Genomic DNA, 25,849 nt, shown 5'->3' with positions numbered 1-25,849 from the left:
AAATTAAGCGTTGATGCCCGGCAGTGATTGTAATGCAGCAACAACGCGTTCGCATTCGTAGCGGTTGCCGATAGTAATGCGCAAACAGCCCGCAAGGCTCGGTTGCTTATTTTGGTCACGCAGAATAATGCCCTGATCCCACAGCGTTTTAAATACCGCAGGGGAGGCGGTAAAGCGCACCAGCAGATAGTTGCTTTCGCTGGGGAAGATTTCCTCAATGCAGGGAATGCCTTTTAAGGCATCGCTCAGCCAGCGGCGGGCGGACGTAATCTCCTCAACATTCGCCTTCATTTTGGCGACGCCTTCACGGCTTAGCGCCTGCGCCGCAATATCTGCCACAGGGGTGGACAGCGGATAAGGTGCAATAACTTTCAGCAGAAGCTGAATCACTTCAGGGTTTGCCAGCGTAAAGCCACAGCGCAATCCGGCGAGCGAAAAGGCTTTGGACAAGGTACGCAGAATTACCAAATGCGGGAATTCGTCCAGCCAGACTGCGGTGGTCGCCTGCGGACAGAATTCAATATAGGCTTCATCGATCACAACCAGCGCTTTCCCCTGTGCCAGCGTGAGTAACTGGCGTAAATCTTCTCGTGCAATCAGGTTGCCGGTTGGGTTATTCGGGCTGCAAACGTAAATGACTTTGGTGCCATCCAGTTGTGCCTCGATCGCCTCAAGATCCAACTGCCAGTCAGCTTTACTGGCTACGGTGCGACGCTCCACACCAAACGTCTCGGCGCTGACGGCGTACATACCGTAAGTTGGCGGACAGAACAGGATGGCGTCTTTCCCCGGTTCGCAGAATGCACGGATCAGTAATTCGATGCCTTCGTCGGCACCGCGGCTGACCAGAACCTGCTCTGGCTGTACACCGGCATACTCGGCGTAACGGTTGATCACCAGCACTGGCTGACATTCCGGGTAGCGGTTCAGCGTTTGTAACGTCAACTGAAATTCCGGTGCTTCAGGGTATTCATTGGCATTCAACCAGACATCGCCGTTGCCGCCCAGACGACGGGCTGACTGGTAGGGGGTTAACGCACGGACGTTGGCGCGTGCCAGTTCTTCAATGCTGCTCATGCTTGCTCCTTCAGTGCTGCAACACGCAGGGTAACGGCGTTTTTGTGGGCAGTCAGCTGTTCGGCCTGTGCCAATGTTTCGATCGTCGGTGCCAGTTGCAGTAACCCCTGCGGCGTGAGCTGCTGTACGGTCATGCGCTTCTGGAAATCGGCCAGACCCAGGCTTGAATAGGTTGAGGTATAGCCATAGGTCGGTAGAACGTGGTTAGTGCCGGAGGCGTAGTCGCCAGCGGATTCCGGCGACCAGTCGCCCAGAAATACGGAACCGGCGCTGGTGATGCTATCAACCAGTGATTCGGCGTCGCGCGTCTGGATGATCAGGTGCTCTGGGCCATATTGGTTACTAATTTCAACGCACTGTGCCAAATCACGCGCGACGATGACGCGGCTGCTGGCCAGCGCCTGACGCGCGATGTCCGCACGGGACAGCTGCATGAGTTGTTCTTCAACGGCATCCGCCACGGCTTTGGCCATCGCCGCGTCTGGCGTGAGCAGAATGACCTGTGAGTCCGGGCCGTGCTCTGCCTGTGATAACAGGTCAGAGGCGACAAATGCTGGCGTCGCGCCGCTGTCGGCGATCACCAGAACTTCGGAGGGGCCGGCAGGCATATCAATAGCTGCGCCATCAAGCTGCTGGCTCACCTGACGCTTGGCTTCCGTGACATAAGCGTTGCCAGGGCCAAAAATTTTGTCCACTTTCGGTACGCTCTCGGTGCCAAACGCCATCGCAGCAATCGCTTGCGCGCCACCGAGCTGAAAGACTTCTTTAATACCGCACAGTTGGGCGGCATAAAGAATTTCATCGGCAATCGGCGGCGGCGAACACAGCACGACGCGACCGCAGCCAGCGATGCGTGAAGGCGTTCCCAGCATCAGCACGGTTGATGGCAACGGCGCTGAACCGCCGGGAATGTACAGGCCGACGGTCGCGATAGGGCGAGTGAGCTGCTGGCAACGCACGCCAGGCTGCGTTTCGATATCGACAGTCGGCAGCTTTTGCGCGTTGTGGAATGTTTCGATATTACGCACGGCGACAGCCATCGCCTGTTTGACGTCATCACCCAGACGCGCTGCGGCAGCGGCGATCTCGGCATCGGTGACGCGAATGGTATTTACCTGAACTTTATCAAACTGGGCACTATAGTCGCGCAGCGCGCTATCACCGCGGCTTTTCACGTTTGCCAGAATATCGCTCACGATGGCGGTAATACGGTCTGACGCGGAAATGGCTGGGCGAGTCAGTAACTGGCGCTGCTCTTCTGCTGAACAGCGTTGCCAGTCGACGAGCGTGCTGAAACTGCCGGTGCCGTTGGTGTTATCAGCCATCGTCATCACTCCATCATTTTTTCAATAGGCAGAACCAAAATGGAACTGGCACCCAACGATTTCAGTTTTTCCATCGTTTCCCAGAACAGCGTTTCGCTGCTGACCATGTGCATGGCCACGCGACTTTGGTCACCCGCCAGCGGCAGAATGGTAGGGCGTTCGGCACCGGGCAGCAGAGAAATGACTTCTTCCAGGCGTTCGCTCGGCGCGTGCAGCATGATGTATTTTGATTCGCGCGCCTGAATCACGCCCTGCATACGGGTCAGCAGTTTATCGATTAGCTGTTGTTTCTCCGCGGGCATCTCGCCGTCGCGCTGAATCAGGCAGGCTTTGGAGCGGTAAATCACTTCTACTTCGCGCAGGCCGTTGGCTTCCAGCGTGGCACCGGTTGATACCAAATCGCAGATGGCATCGGCCAGACCGGCACGTGGTGCAACTTCGACAGAACCGTTAAGCAGACAGGATTTGAAACTGATAGATTTTCTGTCGAGATATTGCTTGAGCAAGTGAGGATACGAGGTGGCGATACGTTTGTTTTGCAGACATTCAGGACCGGTATAGGGCTCGTCCAATGGCATCGCCAGCGACAGGCGGCAACCACCAAAATCCAGACGGCGCAGGGTGAAGTAACGCGGATCGTCGCCCTGAGCACGACGGTTTAACAACTCTTCTTCCAGCACGTTTTCGCCGATGATGCCGAGGTCGACTACGCCATCCATCACCAAGCCGGGGATATCGTCATCGCGTACGCGCAGGATATCAATTGGCATATTTTCTGCGAACGCGATCAGACGCTGTTGCTGTAAGTTGATTTTGATCCCACAGCGCGCCAGCAGTTCGCGTGAATCGTCGCTCAGGCGGCCTGACTTCTGCATTGCTATCCGCAAACGTGTTTTATCCAGCATGGAAACCTCATTAACCTGTCAAATTTAAAATTTTTAGAAACATTGGGCCATAAAAAAACGTCTGGAACGTTTTTTAACGTTGCATAGCAACGGCCTGCAAGGTGCGCGCACGGATAGCGCGCATAAAAAAACCCTCGGAAGATGATCTTCCGAGGGCTCTCTTTGTGTTCTGCGCCACTGGAAGATCTGAACGTCTTCCAGCACCAAATGCCCGAAAGACTAATCAGGATGATGGTGATGATGGTGGTTAAACAGAACGCGTATCATAAGTTGTCTCTTTGTTGTAAAAATATTGTTGTATCAATATTTATTAAATCAGTAATGATTTGTCTGTCGAATAACCTAAACCATGTTCGGGCTGTTGTGCAACATTTTTTTAGCAGATGTGGAAAGTTCGTTTGGGTTGAGGAATGCGTCAGCATAATTGCATGGAATAGTGGTGATTTATAGGCAGAAAGACCGGCTAAAACTGGGCGGGTTCCATAGCGATGCGCGTCAAAGCCGTTTACCCTGTAGGGATAGAGTAGGAGTAATTATAGGCTCCTTGCTGGGAGAACAGTTGATGAAAAAAGTAGCGATTGTGGGGTTGGGCTGGCTGGGTATGCCGCTGGCTCTGGCGTTAAATGGACACGGTTACCACGTAACGGGAACAAAAACCACGCTGGATGGCGTGGAAGCGGCGCGAATGAGCGGGATTGAGTGCTATCAACTGGCGCTGACGCCGGAACTGGAATGTGATGCAGACGAGCTTAGCGCGCTATTACAGGTTGATGTACTGATCGTGACATTGCCCGCCAGCCGAACGGCGGAAGGGGGCGAAGGGTATTCGCAAGCGGTACAGCAGTTGGTGAATATGGCGCGCGTGTATCATGTCCCGCGTATTATCTTCACCAGTTCAACCTCGGTTTATGGCGATAGCAGCGGTACAGCAAGAGAAAATTCGCCGCTACAGCCGACGACGGTAGCAGGTAAAACGCTGGTGTCCCTTGAACAGTGGTTGCAGCATCTACCCGATACCTCGGTGGATATTTTGCGTCTCGCGGGGCTGGTCGGCGGTGAACGCCATCCTGGGCGTTTCCTGGCTGGCAAAACCAATCTGCCGCGTGGTAATCAGGGTGTGAATCTGGTACATCAGGAAGATGTGCTGGCGGCGATCCTGCTGCTGCTTAAGCTTCCGAACGGTGGGCATATCTATAATCTGTGTGCGTCAGAACATCCTGCCAGACAGGACTTTTATCCTGAGCAGGCGCGCAGATTGCGCCTGTCTCCGCCGCAGTTTGCACCCGTCACCGGCAGCGATCAGGGTCGGATTGTTGATGGGCAACGCATCTGCCATGAGCTTGGGTTTGAGTATCAGTACCCTAATCCCTCAACGATGCCGCTGAATGAAGGGGGCGAGTGCTAACTGTAATCCGCACTGCTTTGTTTGCTTGGATTTTTTGATACCGCGATAGGGCTTCTTATACGCCCGGATGTGTGTGAAGCATCCGGGCGTGAAGCGTTAAAACGACGTCCAGTCACTTTCTGACGATGTGGCTTTCTTATCTGCCGTTGACACGTGTTTTGGCAGCGCGTGTCGTGGCGTAGAGGATGAGGTGCGTGAACCCGCGCGGTTGTCGGATTGAGACACGCGGAAGTGCTCAAGCAACTTTTCTAACAGCACAGCCTGCTCTTCCAGTGAGTTGGCGGAAATGGAAGATTCCATCACCAGCGAGGCATTCTGCTGCGTCGTGGTGTCCAGTTCACTGATCGCCTGTGCAATTTGCCCAATTCCTCGGCTCTGTTCCTCAGAGGCGGAGGATATTTCCCCCATGATGTCGTTCACGCGGGAAACGGAATCGACGATTTGCTCCATGGTTTCTCCCGCAACCGCCACAAGATGACTCCCCGCATTGGTACGCTCGACGGACTCTGCGATCAGAGCTTCGATGTCTTTGGCGGCCTGAGAGCTGCGCTGCGACAAACTGCGGACCTCGCCTGCGACCACGGCAAAACCACGGCCTTGTTCACCGGCACGGGCGGCTTCTACCGCGGCATTCAGCGCCAGAATGTTGGTTTGGAAGGCAATGCTGTTGATGACAGTGGTGATATCGGCGATTTTTTTGGAACTGGCCGCGATATTGTCCATGGTCGTCACAACCTGTTTCACAACCTCGCCGCCTTTAATGGCATTTTTGGAGGCATCGGCGGCGATCTGGCTGGCATGCTTGGCGTTATCGGCGTTGTTTTTCACCGTAGACGTCAGTTCCTCCATGCTGGCTGCGGTTTCCACGACGGCGGCTGACTGTTGCTCGGTGCGTGATGAAAGATCGCTATTGCCTGTGGCGATTTTGCTTGCCGATTGGCTGACGCTACCGACGCTGTCTCGCACTTCGGAGATAACGTGGCGCAGTTGCTCATTCATCGAGCCCATCGCGAGGGTAAGGCGACCGAGTTCATCGTGACGATCGGTATGAATCGAGGTGGTGAGATCGCCACCGGCAATACGTTCTGCCAGCGACAGGTTATGAATGATAGGTCTGGTGATAATTCGGGTGATGTAGATCGAAATCATGATACCGATGATGACGGCGATAAGGCCGATAATCATCGTAACGGTAGCGGAATGATAGGCCAGTTCATCGTTTTTCGCTTTGATAATAGCCGTCAGTGCGTTGATATCTGCGCTGCTTTTCGTTCCGGCTCTCATGACCAAATATTCTGCTTTTTTCACGTCATCGAACGCGGTGTAATAGTCTGCATTAAGCTGTTGGTATTGCTTAATGTTATTTCGTAATGCATCGGCCTGGCTTTTCAGGTCGGCAGGTAAAGTCGGCAGTGCCTGATAGGCTGATTCCGTTTCGGCATAACGGTTATTCAGTGTCGTTAATGTTTTCTCATCTTTGGTTATTTGCAGTTCATAACTCAGCTTTTGTACCTCACTTAACAAGAAAGCCAACTTGCTAAGAGCGTAATAAGCATCGTTATCGGGGAATGAGCTGGTGCTATGAATGGCCTGTGTAACGGGATCTAGCGTGGCTTGTGCGTGCAGTTGGGTGACTTTGTCCTGAATCCCAACGGCCTTTTGTGTCGCCACGGACATGGCGGATACTGAGGTTTGAAAACCCTCTAAATTTTCTTTTAAGCTGTTAATGTGGCCTAACTCGTCGGCGCTCCAGGCTAGCGTTTTTGCACTGTCTGTTAAATCGGTCGCACTTTTAACAAATTTTGCCAGAATATCTTTTGTTTTCTCATCGGGTGCGTAGAAATATTTAACGCGATTTATTTTTGCCTGAAATACCTCAATATTGACGCTGTAAATAAGATTGGTTTTTTCATAGATATCTTTAATGTCTTTAAATCTTTTTGTACTCAGTGATGAGGCAATAATTACGAGTAATAAAATAATGCCAAATCCCGCATAAAGCTTATGAGAAATCTTTGTGTTACGAATTCGACTGGCAAGATGCTGCATTATAACTCTCCATGTATGACGATTTTAGCAATAATGACCACGGTTTTATTGCTAACTATTATTTTACTGTTAACGACAATGCTGTTTCTACGCACGATTTCATTTCTAACTGCTGTTTCATTTATAACTACTATGAGTTATCGGGCTTTCTTATCGCGATGTTAGTGTCAAAATCGGGGATAATAACATTCTGTGATGGGCGTCAAGGAAGGATGTGCAAATGCACAGTGTTTTATGTCAATAATGACAAAATAACGTAGCTAGCTGATTATTCAGTGATTTATTTATCGTTGAAATAATATTGTTCTATTGAGCTCAGCCCTGACGGAATATCAGGGCTGAGATGTTGAGCGTTAGAACGTTGTCCAACTGGAGTCCTGCGATTGTTTTGATGCAGGCAGCAGGCGTTTCTGCTGTGGCGGCAAACTAGGGATATTGGCTTTGGGTTGACTCCTCTCGTGATCGGATAGGCGGAAGTTCGCTACCATGCTTTCCAGGATTGCAGACTGTTCTTCCAGCGAGTTAGCGGAGATCGAGGACTCCATCACCAGCGCTGCATTCTGCTGTGTGGTGGTGTCCAGTTCGCTGATGGCGCGGGAGATTTGCTCAATGCCGCGGCTTTGCTCATCGGAAGCCGAAGCGATTTCCCCCATGATGTCGTTAACCCGCGAGACGGAGGAGACAATCTGCTCCATCGCGGTACCCGCATTCGCGACCAGTTGTGTTCCCACATTGATGCGTGACACCGATTCTGATATCAGGCTGGCGATCTCTTTTGCCGCTTGCGATGTGCGTTGAGAAAGCGTACGTACCTCGCTGGCAACCACGGCAAATCCACGACCTTGTTCACCGGCGCGTGCGGCCTCTACCGCGGCGTTCAGCGCCAGAATATTGGTCTGGAAGGCAATACTGTTGATAACGGCAGTAATATCGGCAATCTTGCGTGAACTGTCTGAAATACCCGACATGGTATCCACCACATCCCGAACCACTTCGCCGCCTTTGTGCGCATTTTGTGAGGCTTCCGTGCTAATTTGACTCGCCTGCTTGGCGTTCTCGGCGTTGTTTTTTACGGTCGATGTCAGTTCTTCCATGCTGGCGGCGGTTTCCACGACGGCGGCAGACTGCTGCTCGGTACGCGAAGAAAGGTCGCTATTACCGGCGGCAATCTTGGCCGCGGAGGCGGACACGCTGTCCACGCTGTCACGCACATCGCTGATCATATGGCGCAGCTTTTCATTCATCCGCCCCATGGCGGCCGTTAACTGGCCCAGCTCATCATCGCGGTCAGCCGCGATGGTTGAGGTCAGATCGCCGGCGGCGATTTTTTCCGCCAGAGAAAGGTTATGAATCACGGGGCGAGTGATTTGGCGGGTAATCAGCAGTGAGATGATAATGCCGATTACCACGGCGATGAGGCCAATGATCATTGTGATGGTCGCGGAGCCATATGCTAGCGCGTCATTCTTCTCTTTGACGATAGCGATAAGCGCTTTAATAGCGGCGCTGCTTTTATCCCCGCCGACCTTCACACCGTCTTCTGCTTTTTTCAGATCGTTGACGCTCTGGAAGTAATCACTGTTGAGCTTTTTATAGCTGGCGACATAGCTTCGCAGACCCTCTACGGCAACCTTCTGTTCAGGCGTCAGCGCCGCAACAGCAACCTGGTAGCTGCTGTCAAAGCGGCTAAAAGCCTCATTGAGCTTCTTCGCAGCATCAGCATTTTGCTTAAGCTGCAACTCGTAGGATAACTGTTTGAGTTCTGAGATCTGTGTTGCCAAATCTTCAGCCTGATATTGCGCTGTGCTATCAGAAGGCAGCTGGCGCAGTGTGGCGTAAAAATCTGCGGTAATGTTTTGCCCGTTGGCGGCGCTGATTTTGTCGCGATTTTCTACCACGCGCTGCGTGGCTTTCCCCATCTCGGTGATCGCGTTCTGGAATTCGGTCAGGTTCTGGCCGAGATCGTTGACAAGGGGAGCGCCTTCGGGACTCCATGAGAGCATTTTCGCTTCAGTGGTTAACTCTGAAGCATGTTTAACGAAGCCCGCCATGGTTTCACGCGACTTCTCTTCATACGAATAAAAATACTTCAGGCGGTTTATTTTGGCCTGAAAAACTTCGATGTTGATGTTGTAAATAAGGTTGGTTTTCTCATAAATATCACGAATTTCTCTGAAGCGAGCTGCGCTCAGTAGCGATGCAATGATGACCAGTAGCAGGATCACCCCGAACCCAAGATACAGTTTTTGGGAAATTTTAAGATTTCTGATTTTTTTGGCTAAGAACATGACGTCTCTCCGAGGATGCATTACTGGTGTCGGGTGTTAATAACGATATGATCCATGGTGTTTATCGGATTTATAGTAGTTTTTTTTAGTGTGAGTGAAGAAACTAATAATAATTTGTGAGGCTTCTCTCTTATTGTTGGACAACTGCACAGCAGGCACCGGTTGAATTACCAATCTGTATTACGTTAATCGTTATAAGAATAAGCACAGAAAACCGAAATTGTTTTTTAATTTTTAAAAAATAAAGAAGGAAATGGCTAATTTAGATATGTGCTGAAATATAAATAGGATAAAGATAACGTATGGTTAAGCTTTGACTTAATACTGGTAAAATATCCCGATTAGTCAATGACGTTACCGGATTTTTTATCTCAATTTTTATCGCACACCGTCGTCTGACTGTGCCGAATGCCCTATGACGGCTAACCTCGCCGCCATAGGATAGGAATGGTGTCTACTGAGTGTTTTTTGTACGATACAGCCGACGTGGGTGACCAATCTTTCCGTAACGCATTTCGATATCGAGAAACTGGTTTTCAACGCAAAACTCCAGATAGCGGCGTGCCGTCGTTTTACTCAACCCAGTTTTTTCGACGATATCATCGACTGAATACAGCGTTTCGCTGCCATCGCTGGCAAAAATCTGTTTGATCAGCCCTAGCGTGTTCTCCTCAATGCCTTTTGTTGATGATGAGGTCGCGCTGCCTGACGATTGCAACTGATAGAGAATATCGACGTTCTGCTGATCGACAATTTTGTACGTGTGCTGCGTCTTCACGAATTGAATAAACCGCTCCAGTGAAGAGCGCAGTCGGGGGTAGGAGAGTGGCTTGATGATGTAGTCAAAAGCCCCACAGCGAATCGCCTGCGCGCAGGTATTCATATCGCTGGCAGCGGTGATAAAGATGACGGAACAGTCCATCCCTTTGAGCAGTTGGCTTTCAATCAGCGACACCCCTTCGCCGTCGGGCAAATAGTTATCGAGAAGAATCAGGCGTGGCCTGTGCTGCTGAAGGAGTTTTTTGGCTTCAAAAAGCGTAGCGGCAATCCCGACGACACGCAGATTGAAATGTTTTTCAATAAATTCAGCATGAATAGTTGCCAGCTTACTTTCATCTTCAACGATTAAGACATCGAAATGTTCAGTGTGCTGCATGGTGTAAATCCCTGTTAGTCTCTGAAACATAAAATAAAATCTGGCACCCGTTATACCTCAAGTGACCTGTACGTTGTTCAATACACGTCGCTCAAATCATTGGGGGGATATCGGTATAAATAGAGAAAATACGCTGCCATTTGGCTGGTTGGCCGAAACCTCGACAATTCCCTGCGCCTGATTAACGTAGCTAGCTACCAGATGCAGCCCTAGCCCATGATCGCCCTGCGTTTTACTGGTTACACCCATTTCAAACAGGCTATCGGCAATCGCCGGGTCGATACCCGTTCCCTGATCGGCGACTTCAATGACCAGTTCTTGTTCGCTGTCATAGATATACACCTCGACAGGATAATGTGGTGCAGTAGTGGCTAATGTGGCTTCCATCGCGTTATCCAGCAAATTACCAATGATGGACATGAGCTCCGTCTCGCTCAGCGCGGAGGGAATATGGGTGAGCTGGCAGCGTGGATCGAAAACAATTTCGATGCCTTTTTCCCGAGCCGTCGCGTATTTACCCAGCAGTAGCCCACAGAGCGCAGGTGAACAGAAGCGGCGGGACACAAAATCCAGCACCACCTGCGCGCTTTCCGACTGCGCTTCAATATATTTGATCGCTTCGTCATAGCGTTTCAGATGTAGCAGCCCAGCCAGCGTCGCCGTCCAGTTCAGTTGCTCATGGCGCAGAATGCGCAGGCTGTTCGCGTAACGCTTCACCTGACTGAGTTGCATGCTAAGCGTATGGATATCGTTTTTGCTGCGGAAACTAATGACCCAACCCTGAAGCTCGTCTTCCAGCATAATTCGTACCCGGCTGGCAATCACGGTGGCGTGATTAAAGCGACAGATCTCATCGTGGGTATCGCTGTTCCACATGGACTCGCCGGAGAAAAAAGGAACCGGTTTAATCACGGTATCAATCGGCTTGCCGCGCAACAGATAAGAGGGGGCATTCAACCCGAGAATCTCTTTGGCGGCATGGTTAATGGCCGCGATCCTGTGCTGTTTATCGATGGCGATAACCCCTTCGTAGATCGATTCGAGCAGGGCTTTCTGCTGCCTGACCAGCATACGAATCTCAAGGGGTTCGAGGCCAAACATCTGCTTTTTCAGATTCCGTGAGAACCACCAAGAAAAGATAAACAATGCGACAAAAAGCGCTAGAATCGCCAGCAGAATATGCGCTAGCTTACTGAACGTCAGGTTGTCGATGTGCGTTTTCAGATAACCAACAGAGACAATACCGATAACCTGACCATCAGAGACGATTGGCGCTTTGCTGCGTAGTGAGACGCCTATGCTGCCGTGGCGCACGGTAATCACGCTTTTTCCCGCTAATACGTCGAAATTATCACCGCCGACCATCTGCGTGCCGACGAGCTTGTCGCTTTCCGCATATTCAGAATGAAACAGATGACGTGCCTGATTATCGCCGATCACGATATAGCTGGCATCGCTACGCTGTTTTAATTGCTGAGCGAGACTGTATATCTGTTTGATATCTCTATTTTTTACCGATTCAACCAGCGTCGGGATGATGGCAATCTCTCTGGCCTGCACCTGCGCGCGCGCACCCAGTTCGGAATACAGTTGCTTATCGATATCGTGATAATAATAAATGCCTGTCATCAGAAGTAACACAGAGAAGAAGACGATCAAATAGATAAATAATTTGATATGAAAGGAAAGTCTCAATCTCATGATGTGTGGTTGCCTGACGGTAAACGGGAAATAGCTGCTGAATTTATCACGAATGGTAATAAGAATGGACTGAGAGGAAAAAACTTGTGAGCAATAACACGTTTAAATAGATTGTTACCACTATGGCGGTAAGAATGAATAGATAAAATTAAACGACTCTTTTTTCTTTAGTAAACAACTTAATTACTTTTTATCAACATAATCACTTTTAGGAAATAAAAACCATAAACACCATAGAAACCATAAAATTTATTGCGGGCGTAAAATCACCTAACTGACTGCGTAACAAACGATTTTTTAATAAAAGCCATAGAAACCATAAACGCCTTTAAAACTCATTTTTTAATTTGAAGAGAATCACATAATAATATGTTCCCGCCCCCTATGATGCGCGGACAAAATAAAACGGGGAGTGAGTTATGAGTACGACTGATGATTCATATATTGTGGTAAATAATGAGACGGCTGGGAAGGTCTCATTAAAGGAAAAATGGTGGCACATTCTGGATACCTATAAAGTAGGTATTATTCCTGTGCCACTCTTTTTGCTGGCGGGGGTATTAATCGGCATCGACTGTCTGAATGGCAAGTTGCCGAGCGACATCGTCGTGATGGTGGCGACGCTGGCCTTCTTCGGGTTTGCCTGTGGTGAATTTGGCAAGCGTCTGCCCATTATCGGCAAGATGGGGGCAGCGGCAATCTGTGCGACCTTCATTCCTTCGGCGATGGTGCATTATGGCCTGCTGCCGGATGTTGTCGTTGAATCCACGACCAAGTTCTATAAAAGTACCAACATTCTGTATCTCTACATTTGCTGCATCATTGTCGGCAGCATCATGAGTATGAATCGGCAGACGCTGATTCAGGGGTTCCTGCGTATTTTCTTCCCTATGCTGTGCGGTGAAGTTGCCGGGATGTTGGTGGGTATGGGCGTAGGTATTGCACTGGGTCTGGATCCGTTCCAAATCTTCTTCTTCCTGATTCTGCCGATTATGGCGGGTGGGGTAGGTGAAGGCGCCATTCCGCTGTCTATCGGCTATGCCACGATTCTGCATATGGATCAGGGTGTTGCTCTGGGACGCGTCTTGCCAATCGTAATGCTGGGTAGCCTGACCGCCATTATCATTGCCGGTGTGCTGAATCAGTTGGGTAAACGCTATCCACACCTGACTGGCGAAGGTGAACTGATGCCAAATAAAGGCAACAATCTGGGCAACAGTGAAAGCAGTGCCCCTGCTTCTGCCTTTAGCGGTAAAGCTGATGTGACGACCATTGCTTCCGGCGCGCTGCTGGCCATCCTGCTGTATATGATCGGTATGCTCGGCCACAAAGTGATTGGCCTGCCTGCACCGGTTGGCATGCTGTTCGCTGCGGTGCTGGTGAAGCTGGCTCACGGCGTTTCACCGAAAATGTTGGAAGGGTCTCAGGTAGTTTATAAGTTCTTCCAGACCTCTGTAACGTATCCGATTCTGTTTGCTGTTGGCGTGGCGATTACGCCGTGGCAGGAACTGGTGAACGCTTTTACGATTCAAAACCTGCTGGTGATTATTTCTACCGTGGTAACGCTGGTCGCGACAGGCTTCTTTGTGGGTAGAAAAATCGGTATGCACCCGATTGATGTTGCCATTATCTCCTGCTGCCAGAGCGGACAGGGCGGTACCGGTGACGTCGCGATTCTGACGGCAGGTAACCGTATGGTGCTGATGCCTTTCGCGCAGATTGCCACACGTATCGGCGGCGCGATTAACGTTTCGGTTTCACTGCTGGTGCTCGCCAACTTTTTAGTCTGATGTCATGCAGAAAATAAAAGATACCGAGCCAGAAAATAGTGTTTTGAAGAAATAAGTGAGTTAACGAAATAAAAACCGCCAATACGCGTGGGTTTATTTTGCACAGGAAATATTATGAAACTTGCAAGCTATCGTTATAACGGTAAAGACAGTTACGGCATTTATACGCCAACGGGATTAATCGATCTCGGCAGTAAAATTGGTCACCGTTACCCCGATTTGAAAGCGTTACTGGCGCAGAATGCATTACAGGTTGCGCATGAATTCAGTATGAGCACGCCCGATATTGCAGTCGCGGATGTTACGTTCTTACCGGTTATTACTGCGCCAGGGAAAATTCTGTGTGTGGGAATGAATTATGCCGCTAAACGTCAGGAATTTAATGAACTGAATCCTGCGCCAACGTTATTTGTGCGCTTCGCGGATTCACAAACCGGACACGCGACACCTGTCATCAAACCGCATTATTCCAGTGAGTTCGATTATGAAGGCGAACTGGCGGTCATTATCGGTAAAGGTGGACAGAATATTGCTCAGGATGTCGCCCTTTCTCATGTCGCGGGCTACAGCTGCTACATGGACGGCTCGGCGCGTGACTGGCAGCACAGCTGGTTTACCGCAGGCAAGAACTGGCAGAAAACCGGTGCGTTTGGTCCTTATCTGACCACCACAGATGAAATTCCCGATCCGCATGTGCTGGCGATCCGCACGTATCTGAATGGCCGCATGGTACAGGACGACAACACCAGCAGCATGATCCACAAAGTGGCTGAATTGATTGAATACATCAGCACCTTTACTGAACTGAGCCCAGGCGATGTGATCATCACCGGTTCACCGGGTGGTGTGGGGAAAAAACGCAATCCACCGCTATTTATGAACGCGGGTGACTGCATTGAAGTGGAAATCGAGAACATTGGCCATTTACGCAACACGATAGTGGATGCGGCGGTGCCGTTGAAATCGGTTCCGAGCGCAGCGGAAGCCGTCGCGCACTGAGTGCGAGTGTAAGTACCTGGCTGTCGGCGTTAAAACCGACAGCCTGCAATGACCGCCCTAAATAATTCGAGTTGCAGGAAGAACCGTGATGTATGCCAATGATTCTGTCTTTTTTGACACGCTGGATGTGCGCCTTCGGGAGCAGGAGAGGAACGCGGTACGCCAATTCCTTGCACATTGCCAGCTCGGCATGGATGACGATATTGACATCGTGGTGGTGGGCAAACTAGGCGGGCGGCTGATTGCCTGTGCAGGGCTGGCTTCCAACACGATTAAGTGCGTGGCGGTTGACCCTGAATTCAGACACCTCAACTTGGGCGTACAAGTGGTGAATGAAGTGATGCAGCAGGCGGCGCAACGCGGGCATTTCCACCTGTTTCTCTATACCCGACCGGAGAATGTCGACATCTTTCGCGGATGTGGCTTCTACCCGCTGGTGTGCTATCAGGACAGCGCGGTACTGATGGAAAACACGCCGATTGGTATTCAGCAGTATTGCCAGTCTTTGGCGGCCTTTGCGTACCCTGAACCACTTGCGATGCGGACGGATAGAAAGATCGGCGCGATTGTGATGAACGCGAATCCTTTCACGCTGGGTCACCGCTATCTGGCCGAGCATGCAGCACAATCGTGTGACTGGCTGCACGTCTTCGTGGTGCGTGAAGACGTGTCTTTTTTCCCGTTCAGCGAGCGTCTGGAGATGGTACAGCGCGGCGTGGAGCACATTCACAATGTGACGGTACATGCCGGCTCACACTACATGATCTCTAAGGCGACCTTTCCCGGTTATTTCCTGAAGGAAGAGAGACTCATCACCCGTGCTCATGCGGCGCTGGATTTACTCATTTTCAGGAAATATATCGCGCCGGCGCTCGGTATTACCCAGCGCTTCGTCGGCACCGAACCCTTTTGCCCGGTGACGTATCAGTACAACCAGGACATGCACTACTGGCTGGAGAAAGACCAGACGGTGTCTTCCCCAGCGCTAAACGTGGTTGAAATTGAACGTAAGCGGCAAACCTCAGGACTGGCTATTTCCGCTTCGGAAGTCAGGAAATTACTCAAGCTTCGACAGTACAGCCGTATTCAGAGCATCGTGCCAGCCTCAACCTTTGCGCATTTACAGCGCTATTACGAGCCTGAATACGCGTAATTAAAATTAATCAGGATAAGTCTATGAAGATTGTTAAGGAGTCCCTTGCTGGCACCTTTGAATCCAGCGATTTGCTGGTCAAAGTGGCACCGGCCGACGGGAAACTCACCGTGGTCATTAACAGCGAAGTCATGAAACAGTTCGGTCACCAAATCAAACAGGTCGTGAATGACACGCTGAAAGAACTGGGCGTACAGGAAGGGACGATCATTGTGGATGACAAAGGCGCGCTGGATTGTGTCATCCGTGCTCGTGTGCAAAGCGCGGTACTGCGCGCGACAGACGGACAGCAGATTGAATGGGAGAAATTGTAATGAATAAGCTTCGCCGCAGTATGTTGTTCCTCCCTGGCGCGAACGCCGCCATGCTGTCCAATGCGTTTATCTATAAACCTGACTCCATTATGTTCGATCTGGAAGATGCCGTTTCCCTGCGCGAGAAAGACACCGCACGCCTGTTGGTTTTCCATGCGCTCCAACACCCGATGTACCGCGACATTGAAACCGTCGTGCGTATCAACCAGCTCAGTACGCCGTTTGGCTTGCTGGATCTTGAAGCGGCTGTGCGCGGCGGTGCTGATGTGATTCGACTGCCGAAAACGGATTCCACTGACGATGTGGATGAACTGGAACGTCATCTGGTTCGTATCGAAAAAGCCTGCGGCCGTGAAGTCGGTTCCACGCGCATTATGGCTGCGATCGAGTCTGCGGTCGGTGTCATTAATGCGGTTGCGATTGCACGTTCTTCCGAACGCATGATCGGAATTGCGCTGGCGGCGTTTGATTACGTGATGGATATGCAAACGGAACGTGGTGATGGTACGGAGCTGTTTTATGCCCGCTGCGCGGTATTGCACGCGGCCCGCGCTGCTGGTATCGACGCCTTCGATGTGGTCTATCCCAATGTTAATGACGATGCCGGCTTCCTGAAAGAAGTCGATCTGATCCGCAAACTGGGCTTCAACGGTAAATCCCTGATTAACCCGCGCCAGATTGAGCTGCTACACAACGCTTATGCTCCCACGCAAGACGAAGTGGACTATTCCCATCTGGTGATCAAAGCCGCCGAAGAGGGCGAACGTGCCGGTCTGGGCGTTATTTCCCTGAACGGAAAAATGATCGACGGGCCGATTATCGACCATGCCAGAAGGGTGCTGGAACGTGCTCAGGCTTCCGGCGTTCGCAAATAGCCGTTGCGCGATTACACCGCAACGGCCGCTCTCAGGAATTACAGGATTAGACAATGAGTCATTTTATTGAAGCACTGCAAAAGCAGTACCCGGAAAAACGTCATCTGCAACCCTTCGTCAACGCCAATCAGAATACGCCGTGGCTGAATGACGTCGCCCAAAAGCATGAGCGCAAACTGTGTGCCGATCTGGAAGAGGCGGTTCGTCACAGCGGCCTGAAAGATGGGATGACGATCTCTTTCCATCACCATTTCCGCGAAGGCGATAAAGTCATTAATCGGGTGGTTGATACGCTGGCTCGTATGGGCTTTCGCGATCTGACGCTAGCCTCCAGCTCGCTGATGAGCTGTAACGCGGCGCTGATCGAGCACATCAAAGCAGGCGTGATCAGCCGGATTTATACCTCTGGGATGCGCGGTAAGCTGGCTGATGCTATTTCTCACGGACTCATGAAAGAGCCAGTACAGATCCATTCTCACGGTGGTCGTGTGCATTTGCTGCAAAGCGGTGAGCTGAATATTGATGTTGCCTTTCTGGGGGTGCCGTGCAGTGATGAATTTGGTAACGCCAACGGCACTGTTGGGAAATCCAGCTGCGGCTCGCTGGGCTATGCGATGGTTGACGCACAGTTCGCCCGTAAAGTGGTATTGCTGACCGAAAGTCTGGTGCCGTTCCCCAATATGCCAGCCAGCATCGTGCAAGATCAGGTCGACTATATCGTTCAGGTGGATGAAGTTGGCGACCCCGCAAAAATCAGCGTGGGTGCAGCGCGCGTCACCAGCAACCCGCGTGAACTATTGATTGCCCGTTCTGCGGCAGACGTCATTGAACATGCCGGCTATTTCAAAAACGGTTTTTCTATTCAGACCGGTTCTGGTGCAGCCTCGACAGCCTGTATACGTTTCCTTGAAGATAGGATGCGGCAACAAAATATTGTGGCACGCTTTGCCCTCGGCGGGATCACCGGCGGCATTGTTGATTTACACGAAAAAGGGCTGATCGAAAAACTGATCGATACCCAGTGTTTCGATGCTAATGCGGCAGCGTCGCTGGCGAAGAACCCAAATCACGTAGAGATTTCCACTAACGTTTACGCCAATCCAAGTTCTAAAGCGGCCTGCTGCGATCAACTGGATATGGTGATTCTCAGCGCGCTGGAAATTGACACCGATTTTAATGTCAACGTGATCACCGGCTCTGACGGTGTGATGCGCGGTGCGTCCGGTGGACACTGTGACGTCGCGACGGCCGCAAACCTGACCATTGTCGTTGCGCCGCTGATTCGTAGCCGTATCCCGACCGTGGTACGTCAGGTGACGACGCGCGTTACGCCGGGAGAAAGTATTGACGTACTGGTGACCGATCACGGGATTGCCGTCAACCCGGCGCGCCCTGACGTTGCTGAACGCCTGAAACAAGCGGGGCTGGCGGTGATGACGATTGAGGCGCTTTACCAGCGTGCGATTGCCTTGGTTGGCGAACCTCGTGCTATTGAGTTTCACGATCGCATCGTTGGTGTGATTCGCTATCGAGATGGCAGCGTGATTGACGTCGTTCGTCAGGTGAAAGAAGCTGACGAATAAGTGTGAACGCATGAGGGAATCGATGATGACAAATGCTGTTTCCATCTCGCTGGAAACCTTGCTCGCGGCGAAGGAACGCCGCGCAGCTCGCCAGCAAGAATGGCTTGCCCGGCACGGTGCGACGCTGGTATCGCTGACGCTGGTTACACCGGGGCCGGTAAAAGATAGCGAAGGTTATCGGCAGGTGATGGCCGAAGCGATCAAGGCATTCACACTTCTATGTCAGACCAGAGGTTGGATGGTGCTGGAGCAGCAGACATTCTGGCTGGCAACCGGAGCGGAAGGTCTGTGGGCGATAACCAAAGATGCGCTGTCGGTGAAAGCGGCGACTATTGCGCTGGAAGATAGTCATGAACTGGGGCGGCTGTGGGATTTCGATATCTTCAGTCCGGAAGAGGGGGCGATTGGTCGATCAATGCTGGCGCACAGCGGGCGAACCTGCTTATTATGCGATCAAATGGCACATGCTTGTAGCCGTTCGCGCCGTCATTCGCTGTCTGAGCTACTCGAGCACGTTGAGGAAAAGGTCAATGCCTACTTTACGCCAGCCTGACGGTATCCTGTCGGTCGCGGTGTCCCGTTCCTCCGCCTATGATTATCGGGAATGCGATCCGTTACCGGATATTGATCGGCGGGTCGCGCATGCGTTGGCAATGGAAGTGATGCTGACGCCAAAGCCTGGCCTGGTGGATCGCGCGAATAACGGCGCTCATCGTGATATGGATGTCGCGCTGTTTCAGACCAGTATTCAGGCGATTTCGCCCTGGTTTCGCCGTTTTACTGAGGCGGGTTATCAGCACGCTAACACACCGCTAGCGCAATTATTGTCTCAGGTTCGGCCTATCGGCATCGCCTGCGAACAGGCGATGTTGTCCGCGACGAAAGGGGTGAATACCCATAAAGGTGGAATTTTCGCGTTTGGCCTGCTGTGCACCGCCGCTGGCTGGCTGGCAGGACGGGGAGAGCCTGTGACGCAGCGCAGCCTGTGCGACAGCGTTGCCGCAATGAGCCTCGATTTGGTGCGTAATGAGCTGGAGACCTGCGTCGGCGCGACAACGGCGGGTGAGCATCTCTATCAACGTCATGGCCTGACGGGGGCGCGGGGAGAAGCCGCCAGCGGTTTCAATACCGTATGTCAGTATGCTTTACCTGCTTTACAGCAGGCTATTGCCGCTGGAGCGGATGACGAAACTGCACTGTTACACACGCTGCTGGTATTGATGGCCCATAATCCCGATACCAATGTCGTTTCTCGCGGTGGGATGGACGGGCTGGTGTTTGTGCAAAATTATGCGCAGAAGTTACTCGTTGGCCCGCTGGATCGGCAGGCGCTCATAAAGATGGACGACGCGCTGATTGCCAGAAACCTTAGCCCGGGCGGCAGTGCCGATTTGCTGGCGTTAACCTGGCTGCTGTATCACTATCCCGCCGAATAGCGCTGCGGTGCCAATACACTGAGGCAGAAGGGGCGGATAATGGCAATGTTGTACTCATCAACGATGTACAAGAAAACGCCATTATCTGATCGCTTCTGCTCACTTTTTTTCTATTATGCCACTAAAGTAGTTGGGCAAACTGCCGATATCGTTTGCACCAATTTATATCGTACAATTTCAGACGCTCCGCATAATCGTTTCAATATGCAGCCAGTACGGTGGCATCGTCGTGGCACACATGGGACTTGAAAGATAACGGAGAGGCGTGCATCAATATAACCCATTGGCACATAATCCATGTAAAAATGGTGGGGATGAAATCGGTGAATGAAAATTTGAAAGAGCAGTTTGTTAAGCGCAACAAACTGGCTATCTGTGCAACACTACGTGAATTAAAGAAGAATGACACGTCTTTGATGGTGCATCATCCTCACGGGCAATTTATCAGTAAGGTTCTGGATGTCGTCCCTGACAATAATCTGTTTATTTTTGATTTAGGCGGCATTGCGCGTGAAAATAATCGTGCGCTGTATGCGGGATCACTCTCCTTTGTTGCAGAGCCTGCGGGCGCGAAAGTCGAATTTGATGCTGAAATTATCAAGACAGTTGAGTTCGATGGCTTGCCGGCTTTCAGCGCGCAGATTCCAGAACAGCTTTATCTTATCCAACGTAGAACCTATTTCCGCATTAACACTCCATTGTGGCCGCCGCTGACGTGTCGTGGTGAACTGCCGGATGAGAGTGTTTTCCTGTTTACGATTAAAGATCTCTCTCTGGGTGGGTTGAGTTTGTATACCGACCGTGACACGACGGGCTTGTTGACCGAAGGTGACATTATCAAGAGCGTGGAAATGGATCTTGCTGACCACGGTTTCTTTTGTGTCGATTTGCAGTTCGTTGGCCAGGCAGTCGTGAAGGTTGTCGATAATAAAGGCGAAGTGAAACTCACGCAGCGTCTGAGCTTCAAATTCCCGTCACTGAGTGCGGCACAAGAGCGGGATCTTCAGCAGGTGATTTTTGAGCTGGAAAGATTACAAAACGAAAAGAAAAAACGGTTCCAGGAATTGTAATTTTTAAGCGCGACCTTTTAGTTTGGGCCACACATAATAGCAACGTTTTTCATTACGAATATTAACGTATTTACTCTGAAAGGATTCAGGCTGCGGAGCAAAATATCACTGTTTTGCATGCGAAAAATCACTATGCACGCCGCTTGATGTACGATGGGGATAAATAAATTGTTTCCAACGTTCTCAGAACCTTGTCAGATGAGATCGTCTGGTGCAGAATACGCGCCTTGCAAAATAACCGACGTCTAATAGCGTCGGTTATTTTTTTACATTTATGCTCGTCAACCTCCAGGTTACAGGGATATTGGTGTGGTTTCTTACCTTCTCTGTCGCTCAGGTTTGCTGGGTATAGGGTCTTCAACCAAAGAGGCCGGACAACGATCCGGATAGATAATTTTGTGTGTGCCTGTGAGCACAGTGAGGAAAGGAAAGATGGGGCAATCAGTAAGTTTCGCACCGGTGCCCGCCGGTTTGGGCTGCAAAGGTATTGGTTATGGCGCGACGCCGTCGCAAGTTATTTCTGGTGCTGTTACAGCTACCTCTTCTCATCGTGATTCAGGCGAGCCCTGTATCCATTCATTTGTTTCCGGTGCGTATGCGCCTGCCGTAATGAACGGAGGTGTACGCCATGTCGCTTGATACCTCTCTGCCTAACGCTGGCGCCAAACGAGCTCAGTTAAAAAGAACGCTTACGCTGTGGCCCGTTGTTATGATGGGGCTGGCGTACATGCAGCCGATGACCATTTTTGATACCTTCGGTATCGTGTCTGGCCTGACCGATGGCCATGTGGCAACGGCCTATGCGTTTGCGCTGGTCGCCATTCTGTTCACGGCGCTGAGCTATGGCAAACTGGTAAAACGTTTCCCATCTGCGGGCTCTGCTTATACTTACGCGCAAAAAGCGATCAGCCCGCACGTCGGGTTTATGGTCGGCTGGTCATCACTGCTGGACTATCTGTTCATGCCGATGATCAACATCCTGCTGGCGAAAATCTATCTGGAAGCGATCTTCCCCGGCGTTCCGTCATGGATTTTTGTGGCGGCGCTGGTCGGCTTGATGACGCTGTTTAACCTGCGTGGCATCAGTCTTGTTGCTAACCTGAACTCCATTATCGTGGTGGTGCAGGTTGCGATCATGGCGGTATTCCTCGGTCTGGTGATTCACGGTGTTTATCTGGGCGAAGGGGCAGGTACGCTGACCAGTACGCGTCCGTTCTGGTCTGAGAACGCCCATGTGGTGCCGATGATTACCGGCGCCACGATTCTCTGTTTCTCATTCTTGGGTTTTGACGGCATCAGCTCGCTGTCGGAAGAAACGCAGGACGCCGGTCGGGTGATTCCAAAAGCCATCTTCCTGACGGCGCTGATCGGCGGCGTGATCTTTGTTGCCGTGGCGTATTTCCTGCAACTGTATTTCCCAGATATCTCCCGCTTTAAAGAGCCGGATGCCTCTCAGCCTGAAATCATGCTGTATGTTGCAGGTAAATTCTTCCAGTCTATTATTCTGGTGTTCTCCTGCGTTACTGTGCTGGCATCCGGTATGGCCGCCCACGCAGGTGTCTCCCGTTTGATGTATGTGATGGGGCGCGATGGTGTGTTCCCTGAGCGCTTCTTCGGTTATATCCACCCGAAATGGCGCACGCCGGCGCTGAACGTCCTGCTGGTTGGCGTAATCGCATTGTCTGCCGTGTCGTTCGATCTGGTGACGGCGACCGCGTTGATTAACTTCGGTGCGTTGGTGGCGTTTACGTTTGTGAACCTGTCGGTTATTTCACAGTTCTATATTCGTGAACGCCGTAACCGTACTGTGAAAGACACCATTAACTTCCTCGTGCTGCCCGTACTGGGCGCGTTGACGGTCGGGGCGCTGTGGGTGAATCTGGAAGCCAGCTCAATGACGCTGGGGCTGGTATGGGCGACGATCGGGCTGCTCTATCTGGCGTTTGTGACGCGCAGCTTCCGCCAGCCAGTACCGCAATGCAGTGAAGAGCCGGTGTAAGCCACCGACAACTTCCATGAAAGAAAAAGTGGAGCCGATGTGCTCCACTTTTTTATGACTTATCCCACCAGTTCCTGCGCATAGGCGTACAGCGCTTTTAGCTGTGCCATCTTCTCTTTATCGTCTTCATGCAACTGATACAGATTGCTGAGTTCTGACAGATAGTCCTGCAAGCGTTCTGGCGTAAATACTGCACGTCGATGTTGCAACCACCGTTGCTGCTCACTGTCGTCCAGCGTGCCGGGGAAATTGCGGGCGCGATAGCGGAAAAACAGCGGTTCCAGACGATTATCGGCAAACGTGAGATCCAACGCGGGAAGATTCTGCGGGGCGGTCTCCTGAATAATTTTCATCGCCATGCGATCGGCATCGCCAAAGAAGCCATCATAAAGCCGCAAATCGACATCATCAGATGCGGCGAACGCGGGGGCTTCAGCAAACAGCTCTACCACTTTTTCCCTGACGCTCGCGTTGCTACGCAGCAGTGCGAGATTGTCCAGACAGCGTTGACGATCGATGCCTAATCTTTCCGTATCTTCCGGCCGTAAGGTATTGGCTGGTGCTAAGACCGGACATTTATTGATGTGCACCAGCTTGAGTGGAACCGCACTCTGATCCGCCTCCAGCGCATCCCGGCGGGTGTATAGCCGTTCGCGCAAGGCTGCGCTGTCCAGCTCTAGCAGCGGTGTCATATCGCCAGCCAGATCGCACATGATGACCGCGTTACGGTTGTCCGGGTGCCAGGCGAGCGGCACCACCCAACTGGTGTTGCTCCTCGCCGCGCCAAACATGCCAGACACGTGAACGAGCGGCTTCATTTGCGGGATATCAATCAGCGCGGAAATTTTGTTTTTGTTACGTAGCGGGAACAGATATTCAAACAGCTTGGGCTGCGCCTGCTTGAACAGTTTTGCCATCGCAATGGTGGCATAAACGTCGGACATCGCATCATGCGCCTGTTCATGCGAGATGCCGTTGGCTTTCGTCAGGTGCTCAAGGCGGAAGCTGGGCAGGCCGTCATCATTTTCGGGCCAGACGATGCCTTCTGGGCGCAGGGCATAGCAGGCGCGTAACGCATCCAGCAGATCCCAGCGAGAGTTGCCGTTTTGCCAGCTGTAAGCGTAAGGATCGTAGAAGTTACGGTAGAAAATGTTCCGGCTGACTTCATCATCAAAGCGAATGTTGTTGTAGCCCATAATACAGGTGCCGGGCACGCTGAACGCGTCGTGGATCTGACGAGCGAATTCTGCCTCATTGACACCTTTTGTCAGCGCGACCTGGGGAGTAATACCGGTGATCATCACCGCTTCTGGCTCCGGCAGGTAATCATCGGCCGGACGACAATAAATGACCAGCGGCTCACCGATGATATTGAAATCCATATCGGTACGGACACCCGCAAATTGCGCGGGGCGATCGCGCGCCGGATGTTTACCGAATGTCTCGTAGTCGTGTATGAAAAAAGTGGGTTGTGTTTTCTCGGCCATATATGCAGTTAGCTTTAGCTACGTGTATGCGCTGAGCCTGACGTCAGGCAAACAGACTGGAAAGTGGCAAGGATACCATTTAATCGACTTTCCTGTGGCGCTTTCCTGATGTGCATCACTTCTCTGACTTACATCAAAAGAAGGATAGACATAATCGCTAGGCATGAGTGTGTCCATTCGGTTACAATTTTCGTTTTAATGCGAATGATAATTAAATTCGCTACTTTGCGATGTTATTCGCACTGCTGAATGCCGAAATAAGGAGAAAGGAATGCGGTTTCCCTCAATGATTAAAATGACGCTGTTGGCTTCCGCGTTAGTGGTGGCTGGCTGCGATCAAGCTGATTCACCATCTGCGGCAAGCCAAACAGTGGCGATTGAACATACAAAAGGTGTCACGCAGGTGCCCGTGAATCCGAAAAAAGTCATTGTGTTTGATACCGCCATTCTGGATACGATGACCGCGCTGAACATTGATGTCGCCGGCGTGCCACAAGGCGACGCAAAAATATTTCCAGATGTTCTCGCGCAATACCGGGACAGTAAGTACCTAAATGCTGGCACGCTGTTTGAACCTAACTATGAAGCTATCAGCAGTGCTGCGCCGGATTTGATTATTGGTGGCGGTCGCGCTCGTGATGCCTATGACAAATTAAATGCTATCGCACCAACGATTGCGCTAGATATCGATGATCGTCAATTTATGACCAGTTTTACGCAGCGAGTGGAACAACTGGGTGAGATTTTTAGCAAGCAGGATGAAGCTAAAGCCAAACTGGATGACTTTAAAAACCGTATCGCTCAAACGCGTGAAAAAGCCGATAAAGCAGGGTCGGCATTATTGGTGATGGTGACGGGGGGGAAAATGTCGGCATATGGCCCGAAATCCCGTTTCGGCTTCGTTTTCGATGAGTTGGGATTTAAACCCGCGACAGAATTTCCTGAGTCCGGTCGCCACGGGAATGTGGTGACATCTGAACTGTTGTTGAGTGTCAATCCGGACTGGTTATTCGTCTTCGATCGTGACAGCGCGATCGGCAATCAGAAGGAAGGGCAATCAGCTAAGCAGGTTTTGGATAACCCATTAGTGAATAAAACCAATGCTTGGCAGAATAATCGCGTGATTTACCTAGACTCTTCTTCGATTTATATCGCGGGTGGGCTGCAAAGCTATCTGCGCCTGATCGACGATGTTAATAAAGCACTTGATGCGAAACCTTAAGACTGCATCGTGACT

At 51.2% G+C, this 25,849-nt stretch carries 22 protein-coding genes and 1 other annotated feature; of the genes, 13 read left to right on the top strand and 9 right to left on the bottom strand.

Features of this window, described 5'->3' with window-relative positions:
* Window positions 1-3: 3 nt before the first annotated feature.
* From hisC to hisL, 4 genes are all read right to left on the bottom strand, one after another.
* A complete protein-coding gene (hisC, locus tag H0247_RS03405) occupies window positions 4-1,077 on the bottom strand; it encodes a histidinol-phosphate transaminase (RefSeq protein WP_180741245.1) in 1,074 nt (357 codons plus the stop codon).
* Window positions 1,074-2,402, bottom strand: a complete 1,329-nt coding sequence (hisD, locus tag H0247_RS03400) for a histidinol dehydrogenase (protein WP_180741244.1) — start codon at window positions 2,400-2,402, stop codon at window positions 1,074-1,076. The genes hisC and hisD overlap by 4 nt, the downstream gene beginning before the upstream one ends.
* 5 nt (window positions 2,403-2,407) lie before the next feature.
* Window positions 2,408-3,307, bottom strand: coding sequence for an ATP phosphoribosyltransferase (hisG, locus tag H0247_RS03395; RefSeq protein ID WP_180741243.1), 900 nt, complete (start codon window positions 3,305-3,307; stop codon window positions 2,408-2,410).
* A gap of 122 nt (window positions 3,308-3,429) precedes the next feature.
* Window positions 3,430-3,551, bottom strand: a sequence feature (His leader region).
* A complete protein-coding gene (gene hisL / locus H0247_RS03390) occupies window positions 3,527-3,574 on the bottom strand; it encodes a his operon leader peptide (protein WP_180741449.1) in 48 nt (15 codons plus the stop codon). It overlaps the preceding feature by 25 nt.
* A gap of 295 nt (window positions 3,575-3,869) precedes the next feature.
* Between hisL and H0247_RS03385 the strand changes: the two genes are divergently transcribed.
* A complete protein-coding gene (locus H0247_RS03385) occupies window positions 3,870-4,712 on the top strand; it encodes an SDR family oxidoreductase (protein ID WP_180741242.1) in 843 nt (280 codons plus the stop codon).
* Between the two features lie 96 nt (window positions 4,713-4,808).
* Here H0247_RS03385 and H0247_RS03380 read toward each other — a convergent pair whose 3' ends face one another.
* The 4 genes from H0247_RS03380 to H0247_RS03365 all read right to left on the bottom strand — a co-directional run bounded on the left by H0247_RS03380 (window position 4,809) and on the right by H0247_RS03365 (window position 11,906).
* Window positions 4,809-6,761: a methyl-accepting chemotaxis protein gene (locus tag H0247_RS03380; protein ID WP_180741241.1), complete on the bottom strand. Its 1,953-nt coding sequence runs from the start codon at window positions 6,759-6,761 to the stop codon at window positions 4,809-4,811.
* 353 nt (window positions 6,762-7,114) lie between these two features.
* Window positions 7,115-9,049 carry a methyl-accepting chemotaxis protein gene (locus tag H0247_RS03375; protein ID WP_180741240.1) on the bottom strand — a complete coding sequence of 645 codons (1,935 nt, stop codon included), beginning with the start codon at window positions 9,047-9,049 and terminating at the stop codon, window positions 7,115-7,117.
* Between the two features lie 454 nt (window positions 9,050-9,503).
* A complete protein-coding gene (locus tag H0247_RS03370) occupies window positions 9,504-10,205 on the bottom strand; it encodes a response regulator (protein ID WP_180741239.1) in 702 nt (233 codons plus the stop codon).
* A 96-nt stretch (window positions 10,206-10,301) separates the two neighbouring features.
* Window positions 10,302-11,906, bottom strand: a complete 1,605-nt coding sequence (locus H0247_RS03365) for a sensor histidine kinase (RefSeq protein WP_180741238.1) — start codon at window positions 11,904-11,906, stop codon at window positions 10,302-10,304.
* A gap of 419 nt (window positions 11,907-12,325) precedes the next feature.
* Here H0247_RS03365 and H0247_RS03360 point away from each other — a divergent pair, with 419 nt between their 5' ends.
* The 11 genes from H0247_RS03360 (at window position 12,326) to H0247_RS03315 (ending at window position 23,125) form a co-directional block, all read left to right on the top strand.
* A complete protein-coding gene (locus H0247_RS03360) occupies window positions 12,326-13,696 on the top strand; it encodes a 2-hydroxycarboxylate transporter family protein (RefSeq protein ID WP_180741237.1) in 1,371 nt (456 codons plus the stop codon).
* Window positions 13,697-13,810: 114 nt separating this feature from the next.
* The gene (locus tag H0247_RS03355; protein ID WP_180741236.1) at window positions 13,811-14,695 is read left to right on the top strand and encodes a fumarylacetoacetate hydrolase family protein; all 885 of its coding nucleotides are present in this window, start codon (window positions 13,811-13,813) and stop codon (window positions 14,693-14,695) included.
* A gap of 88 nt (window positions 14,696-14,783) precedes the next feature.
* Window positions 14,784-15,848 (top strand): [citrate (pro-3S)-lyase] ligase, encoded by a 1,065-nt coding sequence (gene citC / locus H0247_RS03350; protein ID WP_180741448.1) that lies wholly within the window; start codon window positions 14,784-14,786, stop codon window positions 15,846-15,848.
* A gap of 23 nt (window positions 15,849-15,871) precedes the next feature.
* The gene (citD, locus tag H0247_RS03345; RefSeq protein ID WP_180741235.1) at window positions 15,872-16,162 is read left to right on the top strand and encodes a citrate lyase acyl carrier protein; all 291 of its coding nucleotides are present in this window, start codon (window positions 15,872-15,874) and stop codon (window positions 16,160-16,162) included.
* A complete protein-coding gene (gene citE, locus H0247_RS03340) occupies window positions 16,162-17,037 on the top strand; it encodes a citrate (pro-3S)-lyase subunit beta (RefSeq protein ID WP_010277112.1) in 876 nt (291 codons plus the stop codon). Before citD ends, citE begins: the two co-directional genes overlap by 1 nt.
* Before the next feature lie 53 nt (window positions 17,038-17,090).
* Complete coding sequence (gene citF / locus H0247_RS03335) at window positions 17,091-18,620, top strand: citrate lyase subunit alpha (protein ID WP_180741234.1); 1,530 nt, start codon at window positions 17,091-17,093, stop codon at window positions 18,618-18,620.
* A gap of 25 nt (window positions 18,621-18,645) precedes the next feature.
* A complete protein-coding gene (gene citX, locus H0247_RS03330; protein WP_180741447.1) occupies window positions 18,646-19,173 on the top strand; it encodes a citrate lyase holo-[acyl-carrier protein] synthase in 528 nt (175 codons plus the stop codon).
* The gene (gene citG / locus H0247_RS03325) at window positions 19,151-20,056 is read left to right on the top strand and encodes a triphosphoribosyl-dephospho-CoA synthase CitG (protein ID WP_180741233.1); all 906 of its coding nucleotides are present in this window, start codon (window positions 19,151-19,153) and stop codon (window positions 20,054-20,056) included. Before citX ends, citG begins: the two co-directional genes overlap by 23 nt.
* A 314-nt stretch (window positions 20,057-20,370) precedes the next feature.
* Complete coding sequence (locus H0247_RS03320) at window positions 20,371-21,126, top strand: flagellar brake protein (protein ID WP_180741232.1); 756 nt, start codon at window positions 20,371-20,373, stop codon at window positions 21,124-21,126.
* A gap of 432 nt (window positions 21,127-21,558) precedes the next feature.
* Window positions 21,559-21,765: a hypothetical protein gene (locus H0247_RS19980; protein ID WP_336869409.1), complete on the top strand. Its 207-nt coding sequence runs from the start codon at window positions 21,559-21,561 to the stop codon at window positions 21,763-21,765.
* Window positions 21,755-23,125: an APC family permease gene (locus H0247_RS03315; RefSeq protein WP_180741231.1), complete on the top strand. Its 1,371-nt coding sequence runs from the start codon at window positions 21,755-21,757 to the stop codon at window positions 23,123-23,125. Before H0247_RS19980 ends, H0247_RS03315 begins: the two co-directional genes overlap by 11 nt.
* A gap of 59 nt (window positions 23,126-23,184) precedes the next feature.
* Here the strand turns inward: H0247_RS03315 and sbcB are convergent, their stop codons facing one another.
* Window positions 23,185-24,612, bottom strand: coding sequence for an exodeoxyribonuclease I (gene sbcB / locus H0247_RS03310; RefSeq protein ID WP_180741230.1), 1,428 nt, complete (start codon window positions 24,610-24,612; stop codon window positions 23,185-23,187).
* Between the two features lie 271 nt (window positions 24,613-24,883).
* Here sbcB and H0247_RS03305 point away from each other — a divergent pair, with 271 nt between their 5' ends.
* Window positions 24,884-25,834 carry a siderophore ABC transporter substrate-binding protein gene (locus tag H0247_RS03305; RefSeq protein ID WP_180741229.1) on the top strand — a complete coding sequence of 317 codons (951 nt, stop codon included), beginning with the start codon at window positions 24,884-24,886 and terminating at the stop codon, window positions 25,832-25,834.
* Window positions 25,835-25,849: the final 15 nt, after the last annotated feature.

The organism is Pectobacterium sp. CFBP8739 (assembly GCF_013449375.1).
Taxonomy (GTDB): domain Bacteria; phylum Pseudomonadota; class Gammaproteobacteria; order Enterobacterales; family Enterobacteriaceae; genus Pectobacterium.
Note: the sequence above shows the minus strand (reverse complement) of the source record. Positions and strands in the feature narration are given on the sequence as shown.

Bases quoted from the DNA above. Each gene is read 5' to 3' on its own strand.
- hisC (WP_180741245.1), bottom strand. From the start codon at position 1,077: ATGAGCAGCATTGAAGAACTGGCACGCGCCAACGTCCGTGCGTTAACC.
- hisD (WP_180741244.1), bottom strand. From the start codon at position 2,402: ATGGCTGATAACACCAACGGCACCGGCAGTTTCAGCACGCTCGTCGAC.
- hisG (WP_180741243.1), bottom strand. From the start codon at position 3,307: ATGCTGGATAAAACACGTTTGCGGATAGCAATGCAGAAGTCAGGCCGC.
- H0247_RS03385 (WP_180741242.1), top strand. From the start codon at position 3,870: ATGAAAAAAGTAGCGATTGTGGGGTTGGGCTGGCTGGGTATGCCGCTG.
- H0247_RS03380 (WP_180741241.1), bottom strand. From the start codon at position 6,761: ATGCAGCATCTTGCCAGTCGAATTCGTAACACAAAGATTTCTCATAAG.
- H0247_RS03375 (WP_180741240.1), bottom strand. From the start codon at position 9,049: ATGTTCTTAGCCAAAAAAATCAGAAATCTTAAAATTTCCCAAAAACTG.
- H0247_RS03370 (WP_180741239.1), bottom strand. From the start codon at position 10,205: ATGCAGCACACTGAACATTTCGATGTCTTAATCGTTGAAGATGAAAGT.
- H0247_RS03365 (WP_180741238.1), bottom strand. From the start codon at position 11,906: ATGAGATTGAGACTTTCCTTTCATATCAAATTATTTATCTATTTGATC.
- H0247_RS03360 (WP_180741237.1), top strand. From the start codon at position 12,326: ATGAGTACGACTGATGATTCATATATTGTGGTAAATAATGAGACGGCT.
- H0247_RS03355 (WP_180741236.1), top strand. From the start codon at position 13,811: ATGAAACTTGCAAGCTATCGTTATAACGGTAAAGACAGTTACGGCATT.
- citC (WP_180741448.1), top strand. From the start codon at position 14,784: ATGTATGCCAATGATTCTGTCTTTTTTGACACGCTGGATGTGCGCCTT.
- citD (WP_180741235.1), top strand. From the start codon at position 15,872: ATGAAGATTGTTAAGGAGTCCCTTGCTGGCACCTTTGAATCCAGCGAT.
- citE (WP_010277112.1), top strand. From the start codon at position 16,162: ATGAATAAGCTTCGCCGCAGTATGTTGTTCCTCCCTGGCGCGAACGCC.
- citF (WP_180741234.1), top strand. From the start codon at position 17,091: ATGAGTCATTTTATTGAAGCACTGCAAAAGCAGTACCCGGAAAAACGT.
- citX (WP_180741447.1), top strand. From the start codon at position 18,646: ATGACAAATGCTGTTTCCATCTCGCTGGAAACCTTGCTCGCGGCGAAG.
- citG (WP_180741233.1), top strand. From the start codon at position 19,151: ATGCCTACTTTACGCCAGCCTGACGGTATCCTGTCGGTCGCGGTGTCC.
- H0247_RS03320 (WP_180741232.1), top strand. From the start codon at position 20,371: ATGAAATCGGTGAATGAAAATTTGAAAGAGCAGTTTGTTAAGCGCAAC.
- H0247_RS19980 (WP_336869409.1), top strand. From the start codon at position 21,559: ATGGGGCAATCAGTAAGTTTCGCACCGGTGCCCGCCGGTTTGGGCTGC.
- H0247_RS03315 (WP_180741231.1), top strand. From the start codon at position 21,755: ATGTCGCTTGATACCTCTCTGCCTAACGCTGGCGCCAAACGAGCTCAG.
- sbcB (WP_180741230.1), bottom strand. From the start codon at position 24,612: ATGGCCGAGAAAACACAACCCACTTTTTTCATACACGACTACGAGACA.
- H0247_RS03305 (WP_180741229.1), top strand. From the start codon at position 24,884: ATGCGGTTTCCCTCAATGATTAAAATGACGCTGTTGGCTTCCGCGTTA.